The organism is Pseudoalteromonas citrea (genome assembly GCF_000238375.3).
Lineage (GTDB): Bacteria > Pseudomonadota > Gammaproteobacteria > Enterobacterales > Alteromonadaceae > Pseudoalteromonas > Pseudoalteromonas citrea.
Genome location: NZ_AHBZ03000012.1, coordinates 585012 through 602133, shown reverse-complemented (window position 1 = coordinate 602133; position 17122 = coordinate 585012). Strand labels below are relative to the sequence as shown.

18 protein-coding genes are annotated in these 17122 nt (G+C 38.7%); 16 read left to right on the top strand and 2 right to left on the bottom strand.

Annotated elements, in window-relative coordinates:
- The first annotated feature begins 52 nt into the window (after window positions 1-52).
- The 16 genes from PCIT_RS02755 (at window position 53) to PCIT_RS02680 (ending at window position 14574) form a co-directional block, all read left to right on the top strand.
- A complete protein-coding gene (locus PCIT_RS02755) occupies window positions 53-1087 on the top strand; it encodes a nitroreductase family protein (protein ID WP_010361424.1) in 1035 nt (344 codons plus the stop codon).
- Entirely contained in the window at window positions 1084-2076 is a 993-nt protein-coding gene (locus PCIT_RS02750) for a polysaccharide pyruvyl transferase family protein (RefSeq protein WP_010361425.1), read from the top strand. The genes PCIT_RS02755 and PCIT_RS02750 overlap by 4 nt, the downstream gene beginning before the upstream one ends.
- A gap of 8 nt (window positions 2077-2084) precedes the next feature.
- Window positions 2085-2240 carry a hypothetical protein gene (locus PCIT_RS02745; protein ID WP_157592883.1) on the top strand — a complete coding sequence of 52 codons (156 nt, stop codon included), beginning with the start codon at window positions 2085-2087 and terminating at the stop codon, window positions 2238-2240.
- Between the two features lie 56 nt (window positions 2241-2296).
- A complete protein-coding gene (gspG, locus tag PCIT_RS02740) occupies window positions 2297-2692 on the top strand; it encodes a type II secretion system major pseudopilin GspG (protein WP_010361426.1) in 396 nt (131 codons plus the stop codon).
- Entirely contained in the window at window positions 2689-4350 is a 1662-nt protein-coding gene (locus PCIT_RS02735; protein WP_010361427.1) for a GspE/PulE family protein, read from the top strand. The genes gspG and PCIT_RS02735 overlap by 4 nt, the downstream gene beginning before the upstream one ends.
- On the top strand, window positions 4350-5549 hold the full coding sequence (locus tag PCIT_RS02730; protein ID WP_010361428.1) for a type II secretion system F family protein: 1200 nt from the start codon (window positions 4350-4352) through the stop codon (window positions 5547-5549). Before PCIT_RS02735 ends, PCIT_RS02730 begins: the two co-directional genes overlap by 1 nt.
- Window positions 5533-5943, top strand: a complete 411-nt coding sequence (locus PCIT_RS02725) for a prepilin-type N-terminal cleavage/methylation domain-containing protein (protein WP_010361429.1) — start codon at window positions 5533-5535, stop codon at window positions 5941-5943. The genes PCIT_RS02730 and PCIT_RS02725 overlap by 17 nt, the downstream gene beginning before the upstream one ends.
- The gene (locus PCIT_RS02720; RefSeq protein WP_010361430.1) at window positions 5933-6340 is read left to right on the top strand and encodes a PulJ/GspJ family protein; all 408 of its coding nucleotides are present in this window, start codon (window positions 5933-5935) and stop codon (window positions 6338-6340) included. The genes PCIT_RS02725 and PCIT_RS02720 overlap by 11 nt, the downstream gene beginning before the upstream one ends.
- Window positions 6340-7044, top strand: a complete 705-nt coding sequence (locus PCIT_RS02715; protein ID WP_010361431.1) for a prepilin-type N-terminal cleavage/methylation domain-containing protein — start codon at window positions 6340-6342, stop codon at window positions 7042-7044. The genes PCIT_RS02720 and PCIT_RS02715 overlap by 1 nt, the downstream gene beginning before the upstream one ends.
- Before the next feature lie 4 nt (window positions 7045-7048).
- Window positions 7049-7936, top strand: a complete 888-nt coding sequence (locus tag PCIT_RS02710; protein ID WP_010361432.1) for a type II secretion system minor pseudopilin — start codon at window positions 7049-7051, stop codon at window positions 7934-7936.
- A 2-nt stretch (window positions 7937-7938) separates the two neighbouring features.
- A complete protein-coding gene (locus PCIT_RS02705; RefSeq protein ID WP_157592882.1) occupies window positions 7939-9018 on the top strand; it encodes a hypothetical protein in 1080 nt (359 codons plus the stop codon).
- A gap of 13 nt (window positions 9019-9031) precedes the next feature.
- Entirely contained in the window at window positions 9032-9586 is a 555-nt protein-coding gene (locus tag PCIT_RS02700; protein ID WP_010361435.1) for a hypothetical protein, read from the top strand.
- Window positions 9583-10062 carry a hypothetical protein gene (locus PCIT_RS02695; protein ID WP_010361436.1) on the top strand — a complete coding sequence of 160 codons (480 nt, stop codon included), beginning with the start codon at window positions 9583-9585 and terminating at the stop codon, window positions 10060-10062. The genes PCIT_RS02700 and PCIT_RS02695 overlap by 4 nt, the downstream gene beginning before the upstream one ends.
- Entirely contained in the window at window positions 10046-12130 is a 2085-nt protein-coding gene (locus PCIT_RS02690; protein ID WP_010361437.1) for a secretin N-terminal domain-containing protein, read from the top strand. The genes PCIT_RS02695 and PCIT_RS02690 overlap by 17 nt, the downstream gene beginning before the upstream one ends.
- 299 nt (window positions 12131-12429) lie before the next feature.
- Window positions 12430-13899, top strand: coding sequence for a hypothetical protein (locus PCIT_RS02685; protein WP_010361438.1), 1470 nt, complete (start codon window positions 12430-12432; stop codon window positions 13897-13899).
- Between the two features lie 129 nt (window positions 13900-14028).
- Window positions 14029-14574: a hypothetical protein gene (locus tag PCIT_RS02680; RefSeq protein ID WP_157592881.1), complete on the top strand. Its 546-nt coding sequence runs from the start codon at window positions 14029-14031 to the stop codon at window positions 14572-14574.
- Between the two features lie 151 nt (window positions 14575-14725).
- Here the strand turns inward: PCIT_RS02680 and PCIT_RS02675 are convergent, their stop codons facing one another.
- Together PCIT_RS02675 and PCIT_RS02670 are read right to left on the bottom strand one after the other, a co-directional pair.
- Window positions 14726-15988, bottom strand: a complete 1263-nt coding sequence (locus tag PCIT_RS02675; RefSeq protein ID WP_010361440.1) for a flippase — start codon at window positions 15986-15988, stop codon at window positions 14726-14728.
- The gene (locus tag PCIT_RS02670; protein WP_010361441.1) at window positions 15988-16866 is read right to left on the bottom strand and encodes a hypothetical protein; all 879 of its coding nucleotides are present in this window, start codon (window positions 16864-16866) and stop codon (window positions 15988-15990) included. The genes PCIT_RS02675 and PCIT_RS02670 overlap by 1 nt, the downstream gene beginning before the upstream one ends.
- Window positions 16867-17122: the final 256 nt, after the last annotated feature.

Below are 17122 nucleotides of genomic sequence, written 5' to 3'. Positions count from 1 at the left end.
TATATAGGTGAGGGGCTATAGGCCCCTTCTTTTTTAAGGTCTATCAAACAGTATGAAACAGCGCATTAAAAAGCTGCTCAATGCATTCCAAATTACAATACAACCTGCATTTACACGCATTTCATTTTTATCAAGGTTGTATTTTTTTCTATTTGATCAAGCGTATGGGTTTGAGCAGCAATCTGTATTAAAAGGTAAAGTGGGATATAGAAAGGGAGCTGGCATTCAAGCGGCTAGTAGTTCTTTATTACGAAGAAATATTCATCGATTAGAAAAAGGGTTGATCATGCGCCCGAGAAGGAGCATTTTTGCCCTAGATTATATAGGCGAAACACTAACGGTTTTTGACTCTGCGCGTAAAATTGATGGATTCAGTGAAAAGGAGCTAATTTGGGCAAGCGCAGTATTGAGTGAATATTTTTCAGTAATAGATACAAGCCATGCAGCACTGAAAGCGCACTTTGATTTTTTTGAGTCCTTAAATATTACTAATAAGCATGAGGCTATTCCTTATATCAGTCAGGACAGAGCCCAACACACAGTCAGTTATACTCAGCTTAACGATTTAGCCAAAGCACGACGTTCTACTCGTTGGTATCAAGATAAGCCTGTTTCTAGGACCTTAATTAGTGATGCTGTAAACATTGCAACTCAAGCTCCCAGTGCTTGTAATCGACAATCATTCCGATTTATTTGCATAGATGAGAAGTCGTTAATATCAAAAGTGGCGAAGTTACCGGGGGGGACGGCTGGCTTTAGTGATAATATCCCTTGCCTAATGGCCGTTGTAGGAGATCATTCTGCGTATTTAGAAGTCAGGGATAGGCATGCAATTTATATAGACTCTTCTTTGGCATCAATGCAGTTTATGCTGGCATGCGAAACACTAGGTTTAGCAACATGTGCTATTAATTGGCCAGAATTAAAGCAATTAGATAAGCGTGTGACTAGTTTACTAAAACTGCCTCAGCATGAAAGAATAATTATGTTTATTGCGGTTGGGTATGCATTACCTGAAGGGGGGATTGCATATTCTAGTAAAAAGACAGCAGAACAGTTATTAACGTATTTAGGTGATGTAAAGTGATAAACATTGAAATAAAAGGTGTGCAATTTTCGAATAAAGGCGCAGAGCTGATGCTCGTTGCCGTCCTTCAGCAGTTAGACAAGCATTTAGATGAGTATCAAATTACGTTATCGCCTGGTGTGAACTTACCTTATGAAAAAAGGGCCAAACTTGGCGCGTGGCAAAAGTTAAGCTTCAGACGTGGTAATTTAGATTTAACAGGGCTGTTTGGCAAACTACCAGGTGTTATTAAGCGTTTTCTTAAGCGTTTTGGCATTGTTACAGAAGCTGACATTGATGTGATTTTAGATACAAGTGGGTTCTCTTATGGGGATCAGTGGCCAAAGCGAGATTTGAAAAACGCAGTAAAAGAGATGAAACGCTTTCAAGGTGGGAGGAAGCTTTATATCGTTCTACCGCAAGCTTTGGGCCCCTTTGATAGAGCAGATATTAGAGCTGAAGCTGAGCAATTTGTTAACTCTGCACATTTGATATTTCCTCGTGATGAAAAATCTTACAAAGCCTGTTTAGCATTTAGTAAAAATAATAACTTGCAACAAAGTCCAGATTTTACTGCATCGGTTATTTGCCCTGTATCACCTCAGTCGTTAGATAATGTGGTATGTTTAGTACCAAATAATAAAATGGTATCTAGGTACCATAATGATGAGGCTCATCAAAAAGAGTCTATTTATATCGATTTTTGGTGCTATATAATTGAGTTCTTTAGTAAGAAAGGCTTTAAGGTTGTGTTATTGAACCATGAAGGGAAAGAAGATTTAAGTTTATGTCATAAAATACAGTCCCAATCATCTATTAATACAGAATTACTTGATGGTTTAAGTGCGCTTGAAGTAAAGGGCTACCTAGGTCAATGTCATGCAGTGATAAGTAGTCGGTTCCATGGTTGCATTAGCGCGTTAAGTCAAGGGGTACCTTGCTTAGCCCTAGCTGGAGTCATAAATATGAGGCTCTATATAATGAGTATGGTTTACCAGAAAATATTTTAGATTTTGAAATGTCTGAATTAGAATTGAGTGAAAAGTTGAACCAATTTGTGATGGAGCTGACTAACCAAAGGGAAAAATGTTTGGCGTACTCTTTAAACGTTAAAGAACAGAATATGGAGATGTGGCAAACAGTGTTTGAGAAAATAGAACAAATACGCCAATAGTCGACACTATTTTTTCACCTTGATATACTCCCAGCGCTTAATTATAGGAATAAAAAATGAAAAAAGAACGTGGTTTTAGCTTAATGGAACTAATGATTGTTCTCATCATTCTCGGATTGTTGGGCTCTTTAGTTGCACCAAAACTTTTCTCTAAAGTAAGTTCTTCAAAAAAGAAAACTGCAGTTGCACAAATGCAAATGTTTGAAACTGCTATCGATACCTATCGTTTAGATATGGGACGAGTCCCAGGTAAACTTGATGAATTAGTATCAAGTGACCTTGCTAACTGGGATGGCCCATATTTACCTAAAGCTATTCCCTTAGACCCTTGGGGAAAGCCTTATGTTTACACTGTGCCTGGTACGGGTATTCATCCCTATGATTTGTTGTCTTTTGGCCTCGATGGGCAAGAGGGTGGCGAAGGTGAAAATGAAGATATATATCATCAATGATTGATATTAAACTCCTGCTTAATGATTTATTCAATGTATCGGCCAGCGACATTGAAAAAGCTGCAGCTTATCAAAAAAGGTATGATGGTCGATTAGAAAATATTCTTGTCAATATGGGATGTCTTACTGAGGATGATTTACCGCCTTTGTACCATAACCTATTAGGTTATCCTTTATTTGAGACTGAGAGCTTTCCAAATTGGAAGCCTGATGATTCGATTAAATTTTCTGAGCATGAGATTTTAAAGTCGCATCACTGTTTACTTTTGTCTGCAACAGATACAGAGTGGTCTATTGCATGTAAAGATCCCCTAGATCCAAGTTTGTCGCAATTTTTAAGTAAAAAAAGTGTCGAAATCAAAGTCTATATTGCGTCAGACGCCCAGTTGCAAAGCTTCTTTTATGAGATACAAAGCCAGACCGAAGCCAACTTTAATGATGATGAGCTTACAGGCACAGAAGAGGCAAGGTTAAGAGAACTAGCATCAGAAGCTCCTATCGTTAATTTACTCAATGCTTTAATTACAAAAGCGTTGGCCAGAGGTGCGTCCGATATGCACTTAGAGCCTCACGGCGGACGATTTCGAGTTAGATATCGAATCGATGGGGTATTGCATCAAGTAGATTCATTGGCTGCAAAAATGCAGTTGCCCTTAACCACACGTCTAAAGATTTTGTCGGGTATGGATATTGCGGAAAAGCGCCGCCCCCAAGATGGTAAAATCGAAATGCGTATTGCCAATCAAGATCTTGATATTAGGGTCTCGGCGTTGCCATTAAATGCAGGTGAGAGCATTGTATTACGTTTCCTTCGTAAAGATTCTATAAAATATGATATGTCGGTATTAGGACTGTCAAACGATACCCAAGCTCTGATCAATCAAGATCTAAAAAAGACAACGGGAGTGATCCTACTTACTGGTCCAACTGGTTCAGGTAAAACGACGACTTTGTACACTTTTTTAAATGAGTTAAATACAGATAACGTTAAAATAATTACATTAGAAGATCCGGTCGAATATCAGTTGGATGGGGTCAGTCAAGTACAAATTAATGCCGACATAGGATTCGATTTTGCTGCAGGTTTGAGATCTATTGTTAGGCAAGATCCTGATATTATAATGGTCGGTGAAATTCGTGATAAAGAGACGGCACAAATTGCACTTCAGTCGGCATTAACTGGGCACTTGGTTTTCAGCACCGTTCATACAAATGACGCGGCTAGTGCATATACGCGCTTACTGGATCTAGGTGTAGAAGAGTTTTTATTAAATGCCGCTTTAGTTTCTGTTGTAGCACAACGTTTGGCGCGAAGGTTGTGTGGGCATTGTGCAAAACCTGCGGAAAATGCAGAAGAGCTCATTGCAAAATATCCTTTGAAAGAAATAGCTTCTATGGCAGGGTTAGATGCATTGAATATTATGCAAGCTCAAGGTTGTGAGCATTGTAATAATACGGGTTTCAAAGGAAGAATAGCGATAAATGAATATCTTCGGTGTGATGATGGAATCAAAGTAATACCAAAGGATGATCAATTTATCGCTAAAGCCAAAGCTTATAATCACTCTCAAAATCGAAGAGATTTACTCGAAGATGGCTTTTATAAAGTGGTCACTGGCGTTACTACGATTGATGAAGTATTGAGGGTTGCAGGGTAGTGGAATTCGAGTATAAAGCGATTGATAATAATGGTTCACGTCATCAAGGTACTGTGGAAGCAAATGATTTAGGTCAGGCTAAGCAGATATTAAATGATGATGGTTTAAGTCCTTTTGAAATTAAAGCGCTTGCAAAGTCAAATTCTCTATCAGGGTTTTTCTCTCAAAATGTGACTTTAGATCAGTTAGAGTTTTTTACTAGTGAGTTATCTCTGCTTTTAGAAAGCGGTGTACGAGTGGACAAGGGAATTGATATTATTAGGCAGTCTAATAATAACCCTGCTTTAAATCGTTTGTTAAATCAAATAGCGTCCTCTTTAAAAAAAGGAGAGTCATTAAATCAAGCTTTTGCAAAACACGAGTCTTTGTTTGGGCCTCTTTATATTAGCCTTCTTAAAATAGGTGAGACTTCTGGGAACTTACCAGGGGTGTTAAAACGATTAGCTGCAGATCTTAAATTTCAAAAAGATTTAAAAGCGCAAGTGAGTGCGGCTTTGACATACCCCTCTGTTATATTTTTTGTGTGCATTATGGCTGTATATTTTGTATTAACTTTTATTGTACCTAAAATGGCCGGGATTTTTACAGATCTTAGTCAAGCACCTTGGTATACACAAATGATAATAGGGACGAGTGATTTTTTTATTAGTTATCAAATGCCTATTGTTATTAGTGTATTAGCATTTTTAGGTATTGGAGGGTACTCGTTACAGAAGCCATCCGTTAAAAGCTGGTTATATGTGGCTATGAGTCGAATTCCTGGTTTAGGCGCTATTATAACGACTTCAGAGAGGATTCGATTCGCACAGTCTATGTCCATGATGTTAGAAGCGGGTCTCCAACTAGATACTACTTTGGAGTTAACGGCCGATACGCTTAAGCATCCTGATTACAAAAGAGATGCAAAGCATGCACTTAAGCAGTTAAGAACCGGTAAGCAATTGGGGCAAGTATTAAGCAAAACGCGTATATTTCCTGATTTCTTTCTATCTATTATTAAAGTAGGTGAAGAAACGGGGCGGCTACATCATGTATTTGCAGAAGTGGCGTCTCGATCCCGCTCAGATCTAGAGCAGGTTATCAAGCGTTTCACAACGATGCTTGAACCTATAATGTTGCTATTTATGGGTGGATTTGTTGGTGGGATTGTTATAACAATGCTGATGAGCATGGTATCGATTAATGATGTCCCGCTTTAGAAAAACCAGAGGCTTTTCATTGATCGAACTTATGGTGGTTCTTGCCATCATGGGGGTTGTAATGAGCTTGACTGGTGGGTTGGTTTTTAAAGCATTTGAAAAGAATAAAAGGCATGTTGAGCTGCAACGAATAAAGCAAACTTTTAAGGTCTATAGTTACAAGTCATTTTATACTGGCGCCAATATAAAAATAAAGTTAAGAGATAACCAAGCCATTATTACTAATATGGTAGATGATAGTACAAAGATTATGATGTTTGATTCGCTTAACTTTGTATCAGACACTTTTTCTATTAGCAGAAAGTTGACCGTGGTTCCTAATCAATTTGGTATTTTTATTAATGAAATACCTGTGTTTTATCCTGTCCCAAGTGTTTTAAAGAATGAAAAATAAAGTATCAGGCTTTACTTTAATCGAAATATTAATTGCGTCGGTGATACTTTTTTCATCTATAGCTGTCGTAGCTGAATTGTTTTCTGCTGGTAATTTAACTTCTAGTAAAATTATTAAATCATCGCAACTTAGTCATGCTATTTATGCCAGCATACCGACTATTAAAGAGGAGTTACGTAGTAGGCTCTTCTTGCTTGAAAAGCCAGAGTATAACTCGGGAGTAATTAGCAGTAACTCGGTGGCATTGGCATGGACGGCTAATATTGTTGAGCGTTTTGCTCCCCCGAGTGATATAGACGATTTATATGAACAACCGAAGCGATATGCTGTTTACCGCGTATCAGTAAGAGAAATAAATTCTGATAAACTATTTTCATTCAATGTGGTTGTGTGGTGATGAAAAAAAATAAAGGCTTCTCATTAATAGAGTTAATGATTGCAACGACATTATTGTCGTTAGTCATGTTCTCTGGTTACTATAGTTACAGCCTTTACAGCAGCTCATGGGAAAAAAGAGTTGAGCGGTTTTGGAGCGGAGCTCATTCTGGAATGATGACAATTAGATTAGTTGAGTTGTTACAAGGAATGCAGCCGTACGTTATAAAAAAACGGAGTAAGCAGGGCTCTTTTATTGCCTTTTTAGGTGAACCCGAACAGGTTGTGTTTGTTTCTAATAACGCGTTTCACACGACAGGGTTGGCTGTAGTGAGGCTTAAGTTACTCTCATCTCAACGGAGCGGTTTACAAAGGCTAACTTATAGTGAAGTACCGTTAGCTGAATTGTCATTATCAAGTAAAGGGTTGGACGATATCACATGGCCTCAAGCTACCGTGATATTTGAACAATTAGAGTTAGGAACTTTTTCATATTATGGGTGGGAAGACCCAGCTATGGCTTTTAAAACCTCAGGGCTAGACAGTCTAAACAGTCGAAATGATAGCGAGTATCGCTGGTTTGAACGTTATGATTCTCGCGAGCTACGTTTGAGCCCATTAAAAATATCGTTTCAATACCGTAAAGAAAATACACTCAATGACTCTGTTATAACGCTTCCGCTATACAGTAAACCAGAATTAATAATAAGTAACCTCAAAGGTTAATGTGATGACGAATAATAGCCGTGGTATCGCGTTAATTCAGGTGTTGATAATTACAGCTGTATTAATGTTGCTTGCTATTTTTATTCAACAAAGCATTAAGCAACAGATCCAAGTTGTATCCTCTATTAATGAAAAGCTAAGCTTGAGATTAGTATTAGAAAATGCAGAGGCAGAGGTTTTTAAAGCCTTGCTATCGAGCAATCGCTACCAAGATACAACAAGCTCAAACCCTGTTGTGCGCAATTGGAATTTTTACGGAAAACCTTTTTCTGTTGATATTACTACAGTGAAATTGCAGGACGTGAGTGGGTTAATTAACTTGAATTATATCAACCGCACCTTTTTAGAGCGTTTTTTAGCTTTGGAAATTGATGAGCCAAAGCGTACTACTCAGCTTATTGATGCGATATTAGACTGGAAAGACGCTGATGATTTAAGGCGCCTCAATGGTGCAGAAAAATCAGATTATAAAGAGGGTATAATACCAAGTAATGATTATATGCAGCATGTTAAAGAACTAGATGCAATTCTTGAGCATGTTAATGTACGATTTAAGTCAGAGCGTGTGTATAACGAACTAACAGTGGAACGGCTAGCTGGTTTTAACCCATTGAATGCGCCTAGTCGGGTGTTGGCTGCGTTTTTACAAGATGAAAGCCGACTTACACAGGTGATTGCAGCACGAAATAATGGGGGGTTAAATAGATTTCGTTTTTTTGAGTTGACAGGAATTGAACAGGACGAATACGTTACTTTTGGTACTTCGAGGTATCTTAGGTTAGAATTAAGGGCTTCGAAAAACGGGGTGGTACTTACCAAGCAAATAGAGCTTAAAGTAAGTCCTAGAACGCGTGACACGCCAATAATAATTTCTAAAATAGCATGGTATTAAGCTTGAATATTCTTAAAAAAATAAAACAACTACTATCAAATTACTTGTCAAAAAATGTAAGTTATTATAATGGTGAGCATTTTTACATTGGCGAAGGCTGTTTTTCACCTTTACCAAAAGCTAAAGCTATTTGTATTGTTGCTAGGAATAGGTGTACTGAATCAAAACAAAGTTATTCATCAATAAGTCGTAAAGAGCTTTCTTCATTACTTCGTTTAGAGAAGAATACAGCTAGTCGACCAATGCATTTTCGAGTCACCGCAGATCTGGATAATGACTTGTTTGAAGTGCATAAAACGACCTTTGAAATAGATGCAACTGAGGCCGATAGTGGTTGGGTTTTAATTCCAGAAAGTTATATCCTGGGAACGGCACACCCAGATGGTGTTGTATCTGCTGAGACGCCCAGTGGGTTGCTATTTGCATACATGGACAACTCACCTACCAGCTTATACCGGGCGGGGTTAATTCAAACAGTAGAAGCGTTCAAACATAGTATTGGTCTACCCGCAGACACAAAGCATGAAAAAATACAGATGGAAGCTTATGCGTCATTGTTAAGTAATATCAAACTAAATAAAGCGTTCATTGATCTTGTCAAAGCCGCTAGATTAAATGTAGCTACTCAGTTAAGTCCTCTGAAGTTACACGCGCTTTATATTGCTCCACTCATTATGTTTACTTTATTATCAGGCGTCAGCGTGGGTTGGCAGTCGTATCAATTACACCAAAATGAGCTACAGACTAATATCGATAAAGAGCAGGTTTTTAAAATACTATCGACATCCAACCAAATAGATAAATTGAACGCCACCATCAATGAGGTTAATGAGGGGGTGTTAAATACCGCCCTTACTGATTCGCATTGGGAGGTGTTACGGGTTTTTATCGAAGCTAATGTGCGATTGAACTTTGTTCGGTTTGATGGTCAAGTATTGGAAGTGGATGGTGAAGTCGCAAATTCGAGTGAACTACTTGGGCTTGTGACTCAGCAGGCACAAGTTCAGAGCGCACAGTTCATTGGTGCGGTGAATAAAAGCGGCAGTACGGATAAGTTTAATATGGGTATTTTTTTAAAGTGAGTAAGTTAATTTAATGAATGAAATAAAAAAATACAAACACTACTTAATTGTGCTCACTGCAGTTTTGTTTGCGCTATATGTGACTGAGCCTCTGTGGCTTATGCTTAACAAGCAAAAAGAAACGCTGTTACTTTCTGATGTTCGAATAGCTAAAGCACAAAGGTTAATGAGAAATAAAGAGCAGTTAGACGCGCAGTTACAACAACTAATTCAAGATGCAGAAAAAGTGCCTTCTTTGGTGTTTGTTGATGCTAGTGAAGGTGAATATAAGCTCTCAGTACAAACAAAAATTGAGGCAATATTACAAAGTGCTGGCTGTAAACTCAATATTCTAAATTGGGATGAGTCTGCACAAATACTAAATAATTTAGAGGCGAAAAGCGTTAAAGTCGACTTTAGTGGTAGCCCTCTGTGTTTAGCTAAAACCTTCAGAGCAGTCGAAAACAGTCAACCAGTGCTGCGTATAGTTAAGTATGCCTACGGAGCTCGAGGTTGGTACGGTAAAATAAATGAAAACCTGGAAGCTGAAATAACGATTAAGTCATGGCGTAAGGTGGCGGCACAATGACCAAATTAACGATCGTACTTTGCTTTATTGTTACTATATTATTTGCTTACAGCCAAGTTGCTAGTCAACATGAACATTCTTTAAATAGCTTAGCGTTAACAGTACCGCAAGCTCTTGATATGCCGCAAAGCGTGACAATATCTGAATTAGAAGAGGTGTGGCAAAGCGAGGTACGAGAAAAGCAAAACGCTCAGGTTGAGCTTGAGAAAAAACCGGTTGTAGCGAAAAAGAATAATAATTTAATTTATATCAGTGATAAATATTTTGAATTGATTGGGGTTTTTAAACATCAAGGTGAGAATTTTGTTTTATTGAAACCGAATAATAATAATTTGATAAAAGCGATTGCAGGCCAAATCATATCTGATGATATTAAAGTCGAAGCAATTTTCCCTAGCCATGTAGTCCTTAGTACGGCAACAGAGCGTAAAGAATTTAAACTTTTTAGATGGCAAAAAAATGAAGCAGTTAAGTAAATTTATACCGTTTATAACCATGCTTTTGGTTTTGTCTGGGTGTAAAACCTTAGTGAACCCCAGCGCAGTAACAGAGGCGCAGCAAGTAAACCTTGAACGCTCTTTTTTGGAACAGGAAAAAGAGCAAAGCAATGAAGCTGACACATTTAACGCAGAAGTAAACGCTGAACCACGCAGCTTTGAGCGCTTAAATAGGCTCTCTGATGCAAAAGATAATATTAAACTTGAAATAGATTTATCGAGTCAATTTAATGCTGCTGACAAGTTTCAAGTATCTGTAAACGCTTTGCCTTTGAATGACTTTATTCATTATGTACTTGGTGAATTGCTTGATGTTTCTTATTTGATTGAACCGAGAGTAAAAGCAAAGTCGACACCAGTGACACTTAAGCTTAAAGATGCAGTAGATGCAAAGCAGTTGTTTCAGCTGGTTCAAGAAGTGCTTGCACAAAATAGTGTCGATATTACGCTGAATGAAGGGGTATTTTATGTCTACCCATTTGAAAAATCGGGAAGTAAATCGGAACGTGCATTTGGCTTTGGTCGTACCGAGGCGTCAGTACCTAACGTATCAAGTGAGATTATTCAGTTGGTGCCGATTAAGTATGGGGTGACAACTGGCCTGAGAAATGCAGTATCAGGACTGGTTGATGCCAGCATTGCTATCGATATAACGCAAAGCATGATGACGATCATTGGAAAGCGTGAACAAATATTGCGCGCATTGGACTTGTTGGCACTCATAGACAGTCCGATGCTGAGTAATAAATCAATCGCATTGATGAGCTTTACATATATTGATTCGCAAACATTTGTAGAAAAAGTATCTGAGTTATTAACAAATGAAGGGATCCCGGTTGTTTCAGGGCCGAGAAGTTCAACAAGCCTTCAATTTGTGCCTATTGAACATTTAGGTAAAGTAGTTGTGTTTGCAACAGCAGATGAAATTATTGATAGGGTTGAATATTGGGCAGCACAGCTTGATAAACCAGCGACAGGCTCAGAACAGCGTTTTTATATTTATCACCCGAAATATGCACGTGCAACAGACTTAGGGCAGAGCTTAATTCCATTGTTGGGAGGCAGTGCAAATACGTCAAGTAGCAGAAACGCAGGAAATACTAACTCAGCAAACTCAGGCCAAAATAATGGCAGCTCTCAATCTAGTTCAGGTTCGAATAAAGGGGCAGAACAAGGTTCTATCGCCATAGAAGGGGATGGTATAAAGTTGGTTGTTGACCAAAGAGCCAATGCGCTAATATTTTACTCTACAGGGCAGTATTACCAAGAGCTTCAACCAATATTAAAACAATTGGATGTGATGCCAAAGCAAGTGATGATGGAAGTAGTCATTGCAGAGGTAAAGCTAACAGGCAACTTTGCAAAAGGTGTGCAATATGCACTTGAGAAGGGAACATCCGGGTCTTCCTCTGGGAGCTTTAACGCAGAGACTGGGTTTAATTACTCTATAGTAGGTATGTCCGGTACGATTAAAGTTAATTTAAACCAATCAAATGGTTTGATTAATGTACTGTCAAGACCCACGTTGTTAGTGCGCGATGGTGTTTCAGCCAATATCAGCGTGGGTGATGATATTCCCACGGTGGGGAGTACGACCTCAGATCCGCTTGATAATAACGGCAGGGAAACCACGACAATACAATACCGAAAAACCGGGGTTGATTTAAAAGTTACCCCTACAATTAATGCGCGAGGCACGGTTATAATGACTATTGAACAAAGCATTTCAACAGTCAACAAAGAGGCGGGTGGGGCCTCCAATACGCCGGCTATTTTTGAGAGAAGCTTGAATACTGAGGTGGTCGCGGGTAACGGCCAAACTGTGTTGCTTGGTGGGCTAATAAGTGAAAATAACTCTCAAGGTGCCAGCTCTATTCCTTTATTGGGTGCGCTACCGATTGTAGGGCATTTATTTAGAAGTGACGAAAGCAGTACTGATAAAACAGAGCTCGTAGTGCTTGTTACTCCTAAGATAATTCACAGTCAGCAGGATTGGTTGAAAGTTGAGCAAAGTTTTAAGCGAGGGCTTGAAAACTTGACTTTTTAACTTGATAATTAAGGGTAGAAAGAGTATTTTAGCCTAGATTAACGCTTAAACGGTTACTTTTAACAGTTTATTACTTAATTTTGAAATAAAAAATATGTATAATTGTCTGCGGTAGTGTGAGTACAAACTCAAAAGTAAACTAAAATTGTAAGTTGTATTTACGTTATTAGCATAAAGCTTGACATAAAGCTTAGTTATGCATAGATTTGCATAGTTTTTGCAGGTTACTATAAAAATTCTGGGCTTATTGAACTTCCTACTCAATAAGCCTGTTTCATGAAACTAGGAGAATGGAAATAATGAAACTATTTAAAAAAGCACTAGTAGCAACAGCTATTTTTGGTGCAATCGGCGCTCAAGCTGCAGATGTACCTGATGCAACTAAGTCAACTTCAACTCAGGGCTTTTCTGTAGGTAACTTCGCAACAATTACAGATGAAGATCCTGGTGTTCGTGTTATTGTTCGTGAAAAGCTTGAAGCCGGTGACAGAATCAAGCTTACATTTGGTGCTGGTCTAGATTTTAACCAAACAGGTACAGCAGCATTCTCAGGTGTTACTCTGTTCAATAATAGTACCACTGCTACTACACTTCCAGCTGCAGGTGTTCCTACTGGTGTTTTAGGTATCAACACTGGTTCAGGTACATACGAGCTAGAAGAACTTACGGCTTTGCGTGATCTTGCAAATGGTGTTGTAGTTCTTGAAGTTAAAACTGGTTTTACAATTGAGCAAGATGAGTCATTTGAAGTGATTCCTGATGTTGTATTGTTTGATAGCAAGGCAACAACAGCAAATGCAACAGTTACTTACTCTGCAACTAGATGGCAAGACGGCAATCCAAAAGATACAACTGGTGACAACACTGGTTCATTCCTTAAGTTTGCTGATCAGTACGCTGCGGCAGTGTCAACTAAGCTTGACGGTGTAATTGAGCGTGAAAATCAAGTTACGTTCATTTCTGGTTTTGTAACTGCCGACAATGTTGCTGATACTTTAAAAGTAGCGATCACAGATAACAGCACGTACATTGCTGCTGCTACAGGCGCTAACGTTTCAGCTGATTTCGTACTTACAGGTGACTTCTCTGATCTTGTTGTTGGTGACTTTACTGCTGTAGCTGACGCTGGCGCAAACTTTGCTACTGGCGACATTGCAATCGCACTAGCTGGCGACAAGAAAACTGCAACTGTAACTGTTTCTGATACAGCTGCGTCAGATGATGGTATTGCTGGTTCATTTACACTAACTATCGATAATGCTACTCGTACTGGTGCAACTACACCAGTAACAATTAAAGCAACTTCTTTCACTGTTAAAGGTGATGTTGATTTTGATGGTGCAGGCACTATCACTGATGCAAGCGTACTAGCTGCTGGCACAGATGCTGGTCAATGGGTACTTGATGCAACTATCATCAACGTACCTTACTTCCCAGTAGGTTTTGAAGGTGTTAACTCACAAGTTAACTTTGCAAACGAAGGCAGCGCAGCTGTTGACGTTAACGTAACTGCTATCGATGCAACAGGTACTCAGTACTCTGGTTCTCTAACTGACCTTGCTAAGTACAGCACAACTAAAGTAAGCCAAACTACTTTACAAGCTGCACTTAAAGACAGCAAAGGTAACACTGTACCTGACGGTTCTAAGTTAAGCGTTACTTTCAATATCGATGCAGATGATGGTAAAGTAAATGCGTACGCGTTCAGCGAGAAAGTAGGTCTAGGTCGTCAGTCTCTAGTTACTTCTCAGCAAAAAGGCATTAAGTAATTAATATACTTACCCTTTAAAAAAGCCCAGCTTATGCTGGGTTTTTTTTATTCAAAATTAAAATGATTTATAAAAATTCAGGCTAACATCGTATTCTGCGAGGTTAGGTTTATAGTGAGGGTCATTATCTTGAAGTATATGATACTAAGTAGTATTGCATGTTTATTCTCTGCATTTGTACAGGCAAATAACTGCAACGTGCCAGTAAAGCTACTTAATACTGATAGCAATAAGCAAATAATCCCCCTTTCGGGAGATAAAAAAATGCACCTAGAGCGCTGGGTAAGCCAAGAGACAGTTAAACCCCACGCGGCAGTTATGGCAATCAACATAACTTGTCAAAAGCTGGAGGGAGTGAAATATACAGGCTCAAAGGAGGAATGGTATGGTTTACTTAACTCGATCACAAAAGGTTTTGTTCAACGTAAGGCAACCGATATTAGCCTGACGCTTGTTGGTGATGACAAAGCAGTTTATAGAGGCAATGAAGCGCACCAGGAGTATGTTATTTCAGCAACGCTGGGTGGTAACGAGCAGGTTATTTATAATATTACATGGCTAGATTTTTTTAAAAATACAGCACTCACGGTGTCCGTTAGTGGCAATATTTTAATTGATGATACGGTAAATGGTAAATACAGAGCACTGGTAAAAACAATAGCTGCCAATTTATAATTGCCTAATTAAACCGTAAAGAGAGTTTTGAGACTTTGTTACTTAGTGGGTAATGATATGACTTAAAAGTCATGTTGCACTGATACTTGCGATCACCATTACGGGTTTTATAATGACGCAGCTTTACAAAAATACTAGTGTGAGCGATATATTATATTTGCTGATGAGCGCTTGACTTACGAAGTGCAGCTCTTGCACTGACGCTAAAGCCGAAAAAGCCAACCGTCGCAAAAAAGTATGCGATCACACTGGCAATAGCTGCCCCTACCCCCCCGTAAAGAGGGATTAAGAATAAGTTAAGTATAATATTACATATGGCCCCAGCGCATTGGCTTTGTAAGCTCAGAGGATAATTACTGGAGAGCACAAACCATTTACTCAAAAATGCCCGGTTGAATATGAATAAACATCCGATAATATGGATTTGTAAAATCATTACACTTGGTTGGTAATCGGCCCCATAGATTAATGTTATTGCAGTATCTGCAAAGAGTTGCGTGGTAAAGATGAGTAGTATTGCAATGACACTAGAGACTATAAAGAGTTGTCGTTTTAGAAGCCAGTACTTCTCTCGTGCATTTTTGTATAAATGCACCAATTTAGGCATCAGAACGTTTGCCACTAACGCTGGCAGTACATACCAAAACTCAGATAGCTTTGCAGCAGCAGCATAGTAAGCAACGTCTTCTGCCCCCAGCATACTCCCTAGCATAATCTGGTCTATTTTAAGATATATCACAGCGGCCAAACCCGATAGTACGAGCCATTTACTTTGGTATAGTAGCCTTTTTGCAGTAAGTTGCATGGACCTTGAACTGGCGCTTTGCTGGAGCGAATTTTTTTGATATCGATACAGTAGCAAGTAACCAAGGCCTATGAGGATGTATTCTAAGCCCGTCAGAAAAACCCAGACGACCATTGATTGTTCCGTTATGATTGCAATTAATAACAGCAATTTAGCGGTGAACTGCACCGTGACTCTCATTAGCAATGTTTTAAGTACTTGCTTTTTTGAAAGAAAATAAAACTCTATAATATTGAGAGCATTGCCAACTTGTAAGGCGATTAAAAAAGCACAAAGCCAAGCTTGCTTTTGCTCAAAATTTACAAGCGCGACAACCAGTGCTATGGGTAAAATTAAGATAGCGCAGCTGACTCGAATGAAAATGGCTGAACGCAAGTAGTGTTCCCGATTATTCGGATACAAAGAAAAATACTTACCACAAATATTGTTGAGGCCCATTTGAGTAAATATTAAAAATAAGGAACCAAAGGCAATAATAATCGAATACGAACCAAACAACTCCGGGCCGGCATATCTAGCAAGTAAAATGCTATTGACAAAGCTAATGGCTAAAATAATGAATCGCTCTGTGATTAATAATGCGCTATTTACCCAATTAGCGTGTTTCATTACAGTACTTGCCGAGCAGCTTCATATTTACGTAATTCAGCTTCGCAAAGCTGTGCTATGTGCCGTTTGATTTTAGGTTGATCAAAATAGTCGGTTAGTGTGGTTTGTACTTGAAGGTTTTCTGGGGTTACGAGGCTTTGTGTATTATTTCTCGATTTAATATCTAATGTGCGGTTAAAAATCCTTTGAAACTTAGCTTCAAAAGCGCGAAGCTCTTCGAGCACACCCACCAGCTCAAATTTTGCTATGTTTTTTGCAAACTGAGGCGTAAGTTGATGGGCATCTTGGCTGTCTTTTGGGTAACGACCACAAATAAAAGCAGTTTGTGTATTAGCCATTTGCCAACCCCTAATGCCAAAGAGTAGTTCATTGGCTTCGGCAATAATATTATCAGTATGCAAATTATTTGGTGGCATGATAGCTGAAGTATTAGTCAGTTTATTAAATATGTAGTTTGACCTTAATCGAGATGAAGGTTCTCTGAGCATTGTTATGAATCTCACATGCTTATATTTACTCAGCAGTGTTTCATTTGCCCCCCAATGACCACTAACATATGGGCGCTGCAAAGACAGGAAGTAATCAAGTGTACCTTGAAGTTGTTTTAGGTGATGAGCTGCAAAGTCACAGCTATCATTTATTGTGACTAAAGGCTTGTTAAAGCCTGCGATGCTTGCTGCGATACTCGTATCTCTACACAGCCTAGAGCAATTGGGAGTTGCCAATTGCTGCCGCAATGCATTATCAATCGAGATACCACCGCACTTTGCAATGTGGATAAATGCCGTATTTGTTTCTAAAGGTTTGTTTGTGATTTTAGCTAGAGTGGGGTGAAGGCCAAACTGATTGAATGTTGTTTTTACGAATTTTTTTAGCATGTGAGGAATACGTTTTTATTGTCTACGAAGTGCGAATTGGCAAAAGCCATATCAATAATGGAAGTTTCTAATTTTAGCAAATCGATATATTCCATAGTTAGCTACGTAGGATAGCATAGTAATCAGGAAAATACCTTAGCTTGTACCGTATAGATTTTTTAAAGCCAGAATGTGAAATAGAGAAGCAAACAATAAAAAGACCGCATTTTGTCATTAATTTTCATTATAGTGTGATAAAAAACGCTGAAATTGTTAT

What these genes read in the sequence shown, in the direction of transcription:
- PCIT_RS02675 (WP_010361440.1), bottom strand. Translation starts at nt 15,988, where the DNA reads ATGAAACACGCTAATTGGGTAAATAGCGCATTATTAATCACAGAGCGA.
- gspG (WP_010361426.1), top strand. Translation starts at nt 2,297, where the DNA reads ATGAAAAAAGAACGTGGTTTTAGCTTAATGGAACTAATGATTGTTCTC.
- PCIT_RS02695 (WP_010361436.1), top strand. Translation starts at nt 9,583, where the DNA reads ATGACCAAATTAACGATCGTACTTTGCTTTATTGTTACTATATTATTT.
- PCIT_RS02720 (WP_010361430.1), top strand. Translation starts at nt 5,933, where the DNA reads ATGAAAAATAAAGTATCAGGCTTTACTTTAATCGAAATATTAATTGCG.
- PCIT_RS02710 (WP_010361432.1), top strand. Translation starts at nt 7,049, where the DNA reads ATGACGAATAATAGCCGTGGTATCGCGTTAATTCAGGTGTTGATAATT.
- PCIT_RS02745 (WP_157592883.1), top strand. Translation starts at nt 2,085, where the DNA reads ATGTCTGAATTAGAATTGAGTGAAAAGTTGAACCAATTTGTGATGGAG.
- PCIT_RS02690 (WP_010361437.1), top strand. Translation starts at nt 10,046, where the DNA reads ATGAAGCAGTTAAGTAAATTTATACCGTTTATAACCATGCTTTTGGTT.
- PCIT_RS02700 (WP_010361435.1), top strand. Translation starts at nt 9,032, where the DNA reads ATGAATGAAATAAAAAAATACAAACACTACTTAATTGTGCTCACTGCA.
- PCIT_RS02715 (WP_010361431.1), top strand. Translation starts at nt 6,340, where the DNA reads ATGAAAAAAAATAAAGGCTTCTCATTAATAGAGTTAATGATTGCAACG.
- PCIT_RS02755 (WP_010361424.1), top strand. Translation starts at nt 53, where the DNA reads ATGAAACAGCGCATTAAAAAGCTGCTCAATGCATTCCAAATTACAATA.
- PCIT_RS02725 (WP_010361429.1), top strand. Translation starts at nt 5,533, where the DNA reads ATGATGTCCCGCTTTAGAAAAACCAGAGGCTTTTCATTGATCGAACTT.
- PCIT_RS02735 (WP_010361427.1), top strand. Translation starts at nt 2,689, where the DNA reads ATGATTGATATTAAACTCCTGCTTAATGATTTATTCAATGTATCGGCC.
- PCIT_RS02685 (WP_010361438.1), top strand. Translation starts at nt 12,430, where the DNA reads ATGAAACTATTTAAAAAAGCACTAGTAGCAACAGCTATTTTTGGTGCA.
- PCIT_RS02670 (WP_010361441.1), bottom strand. Translation starts at nt 16,866, where the DNA reads ATGCTAAAAAAATTCGTAAAAACAACATTCAATCAGTTTGGCCTTCAC.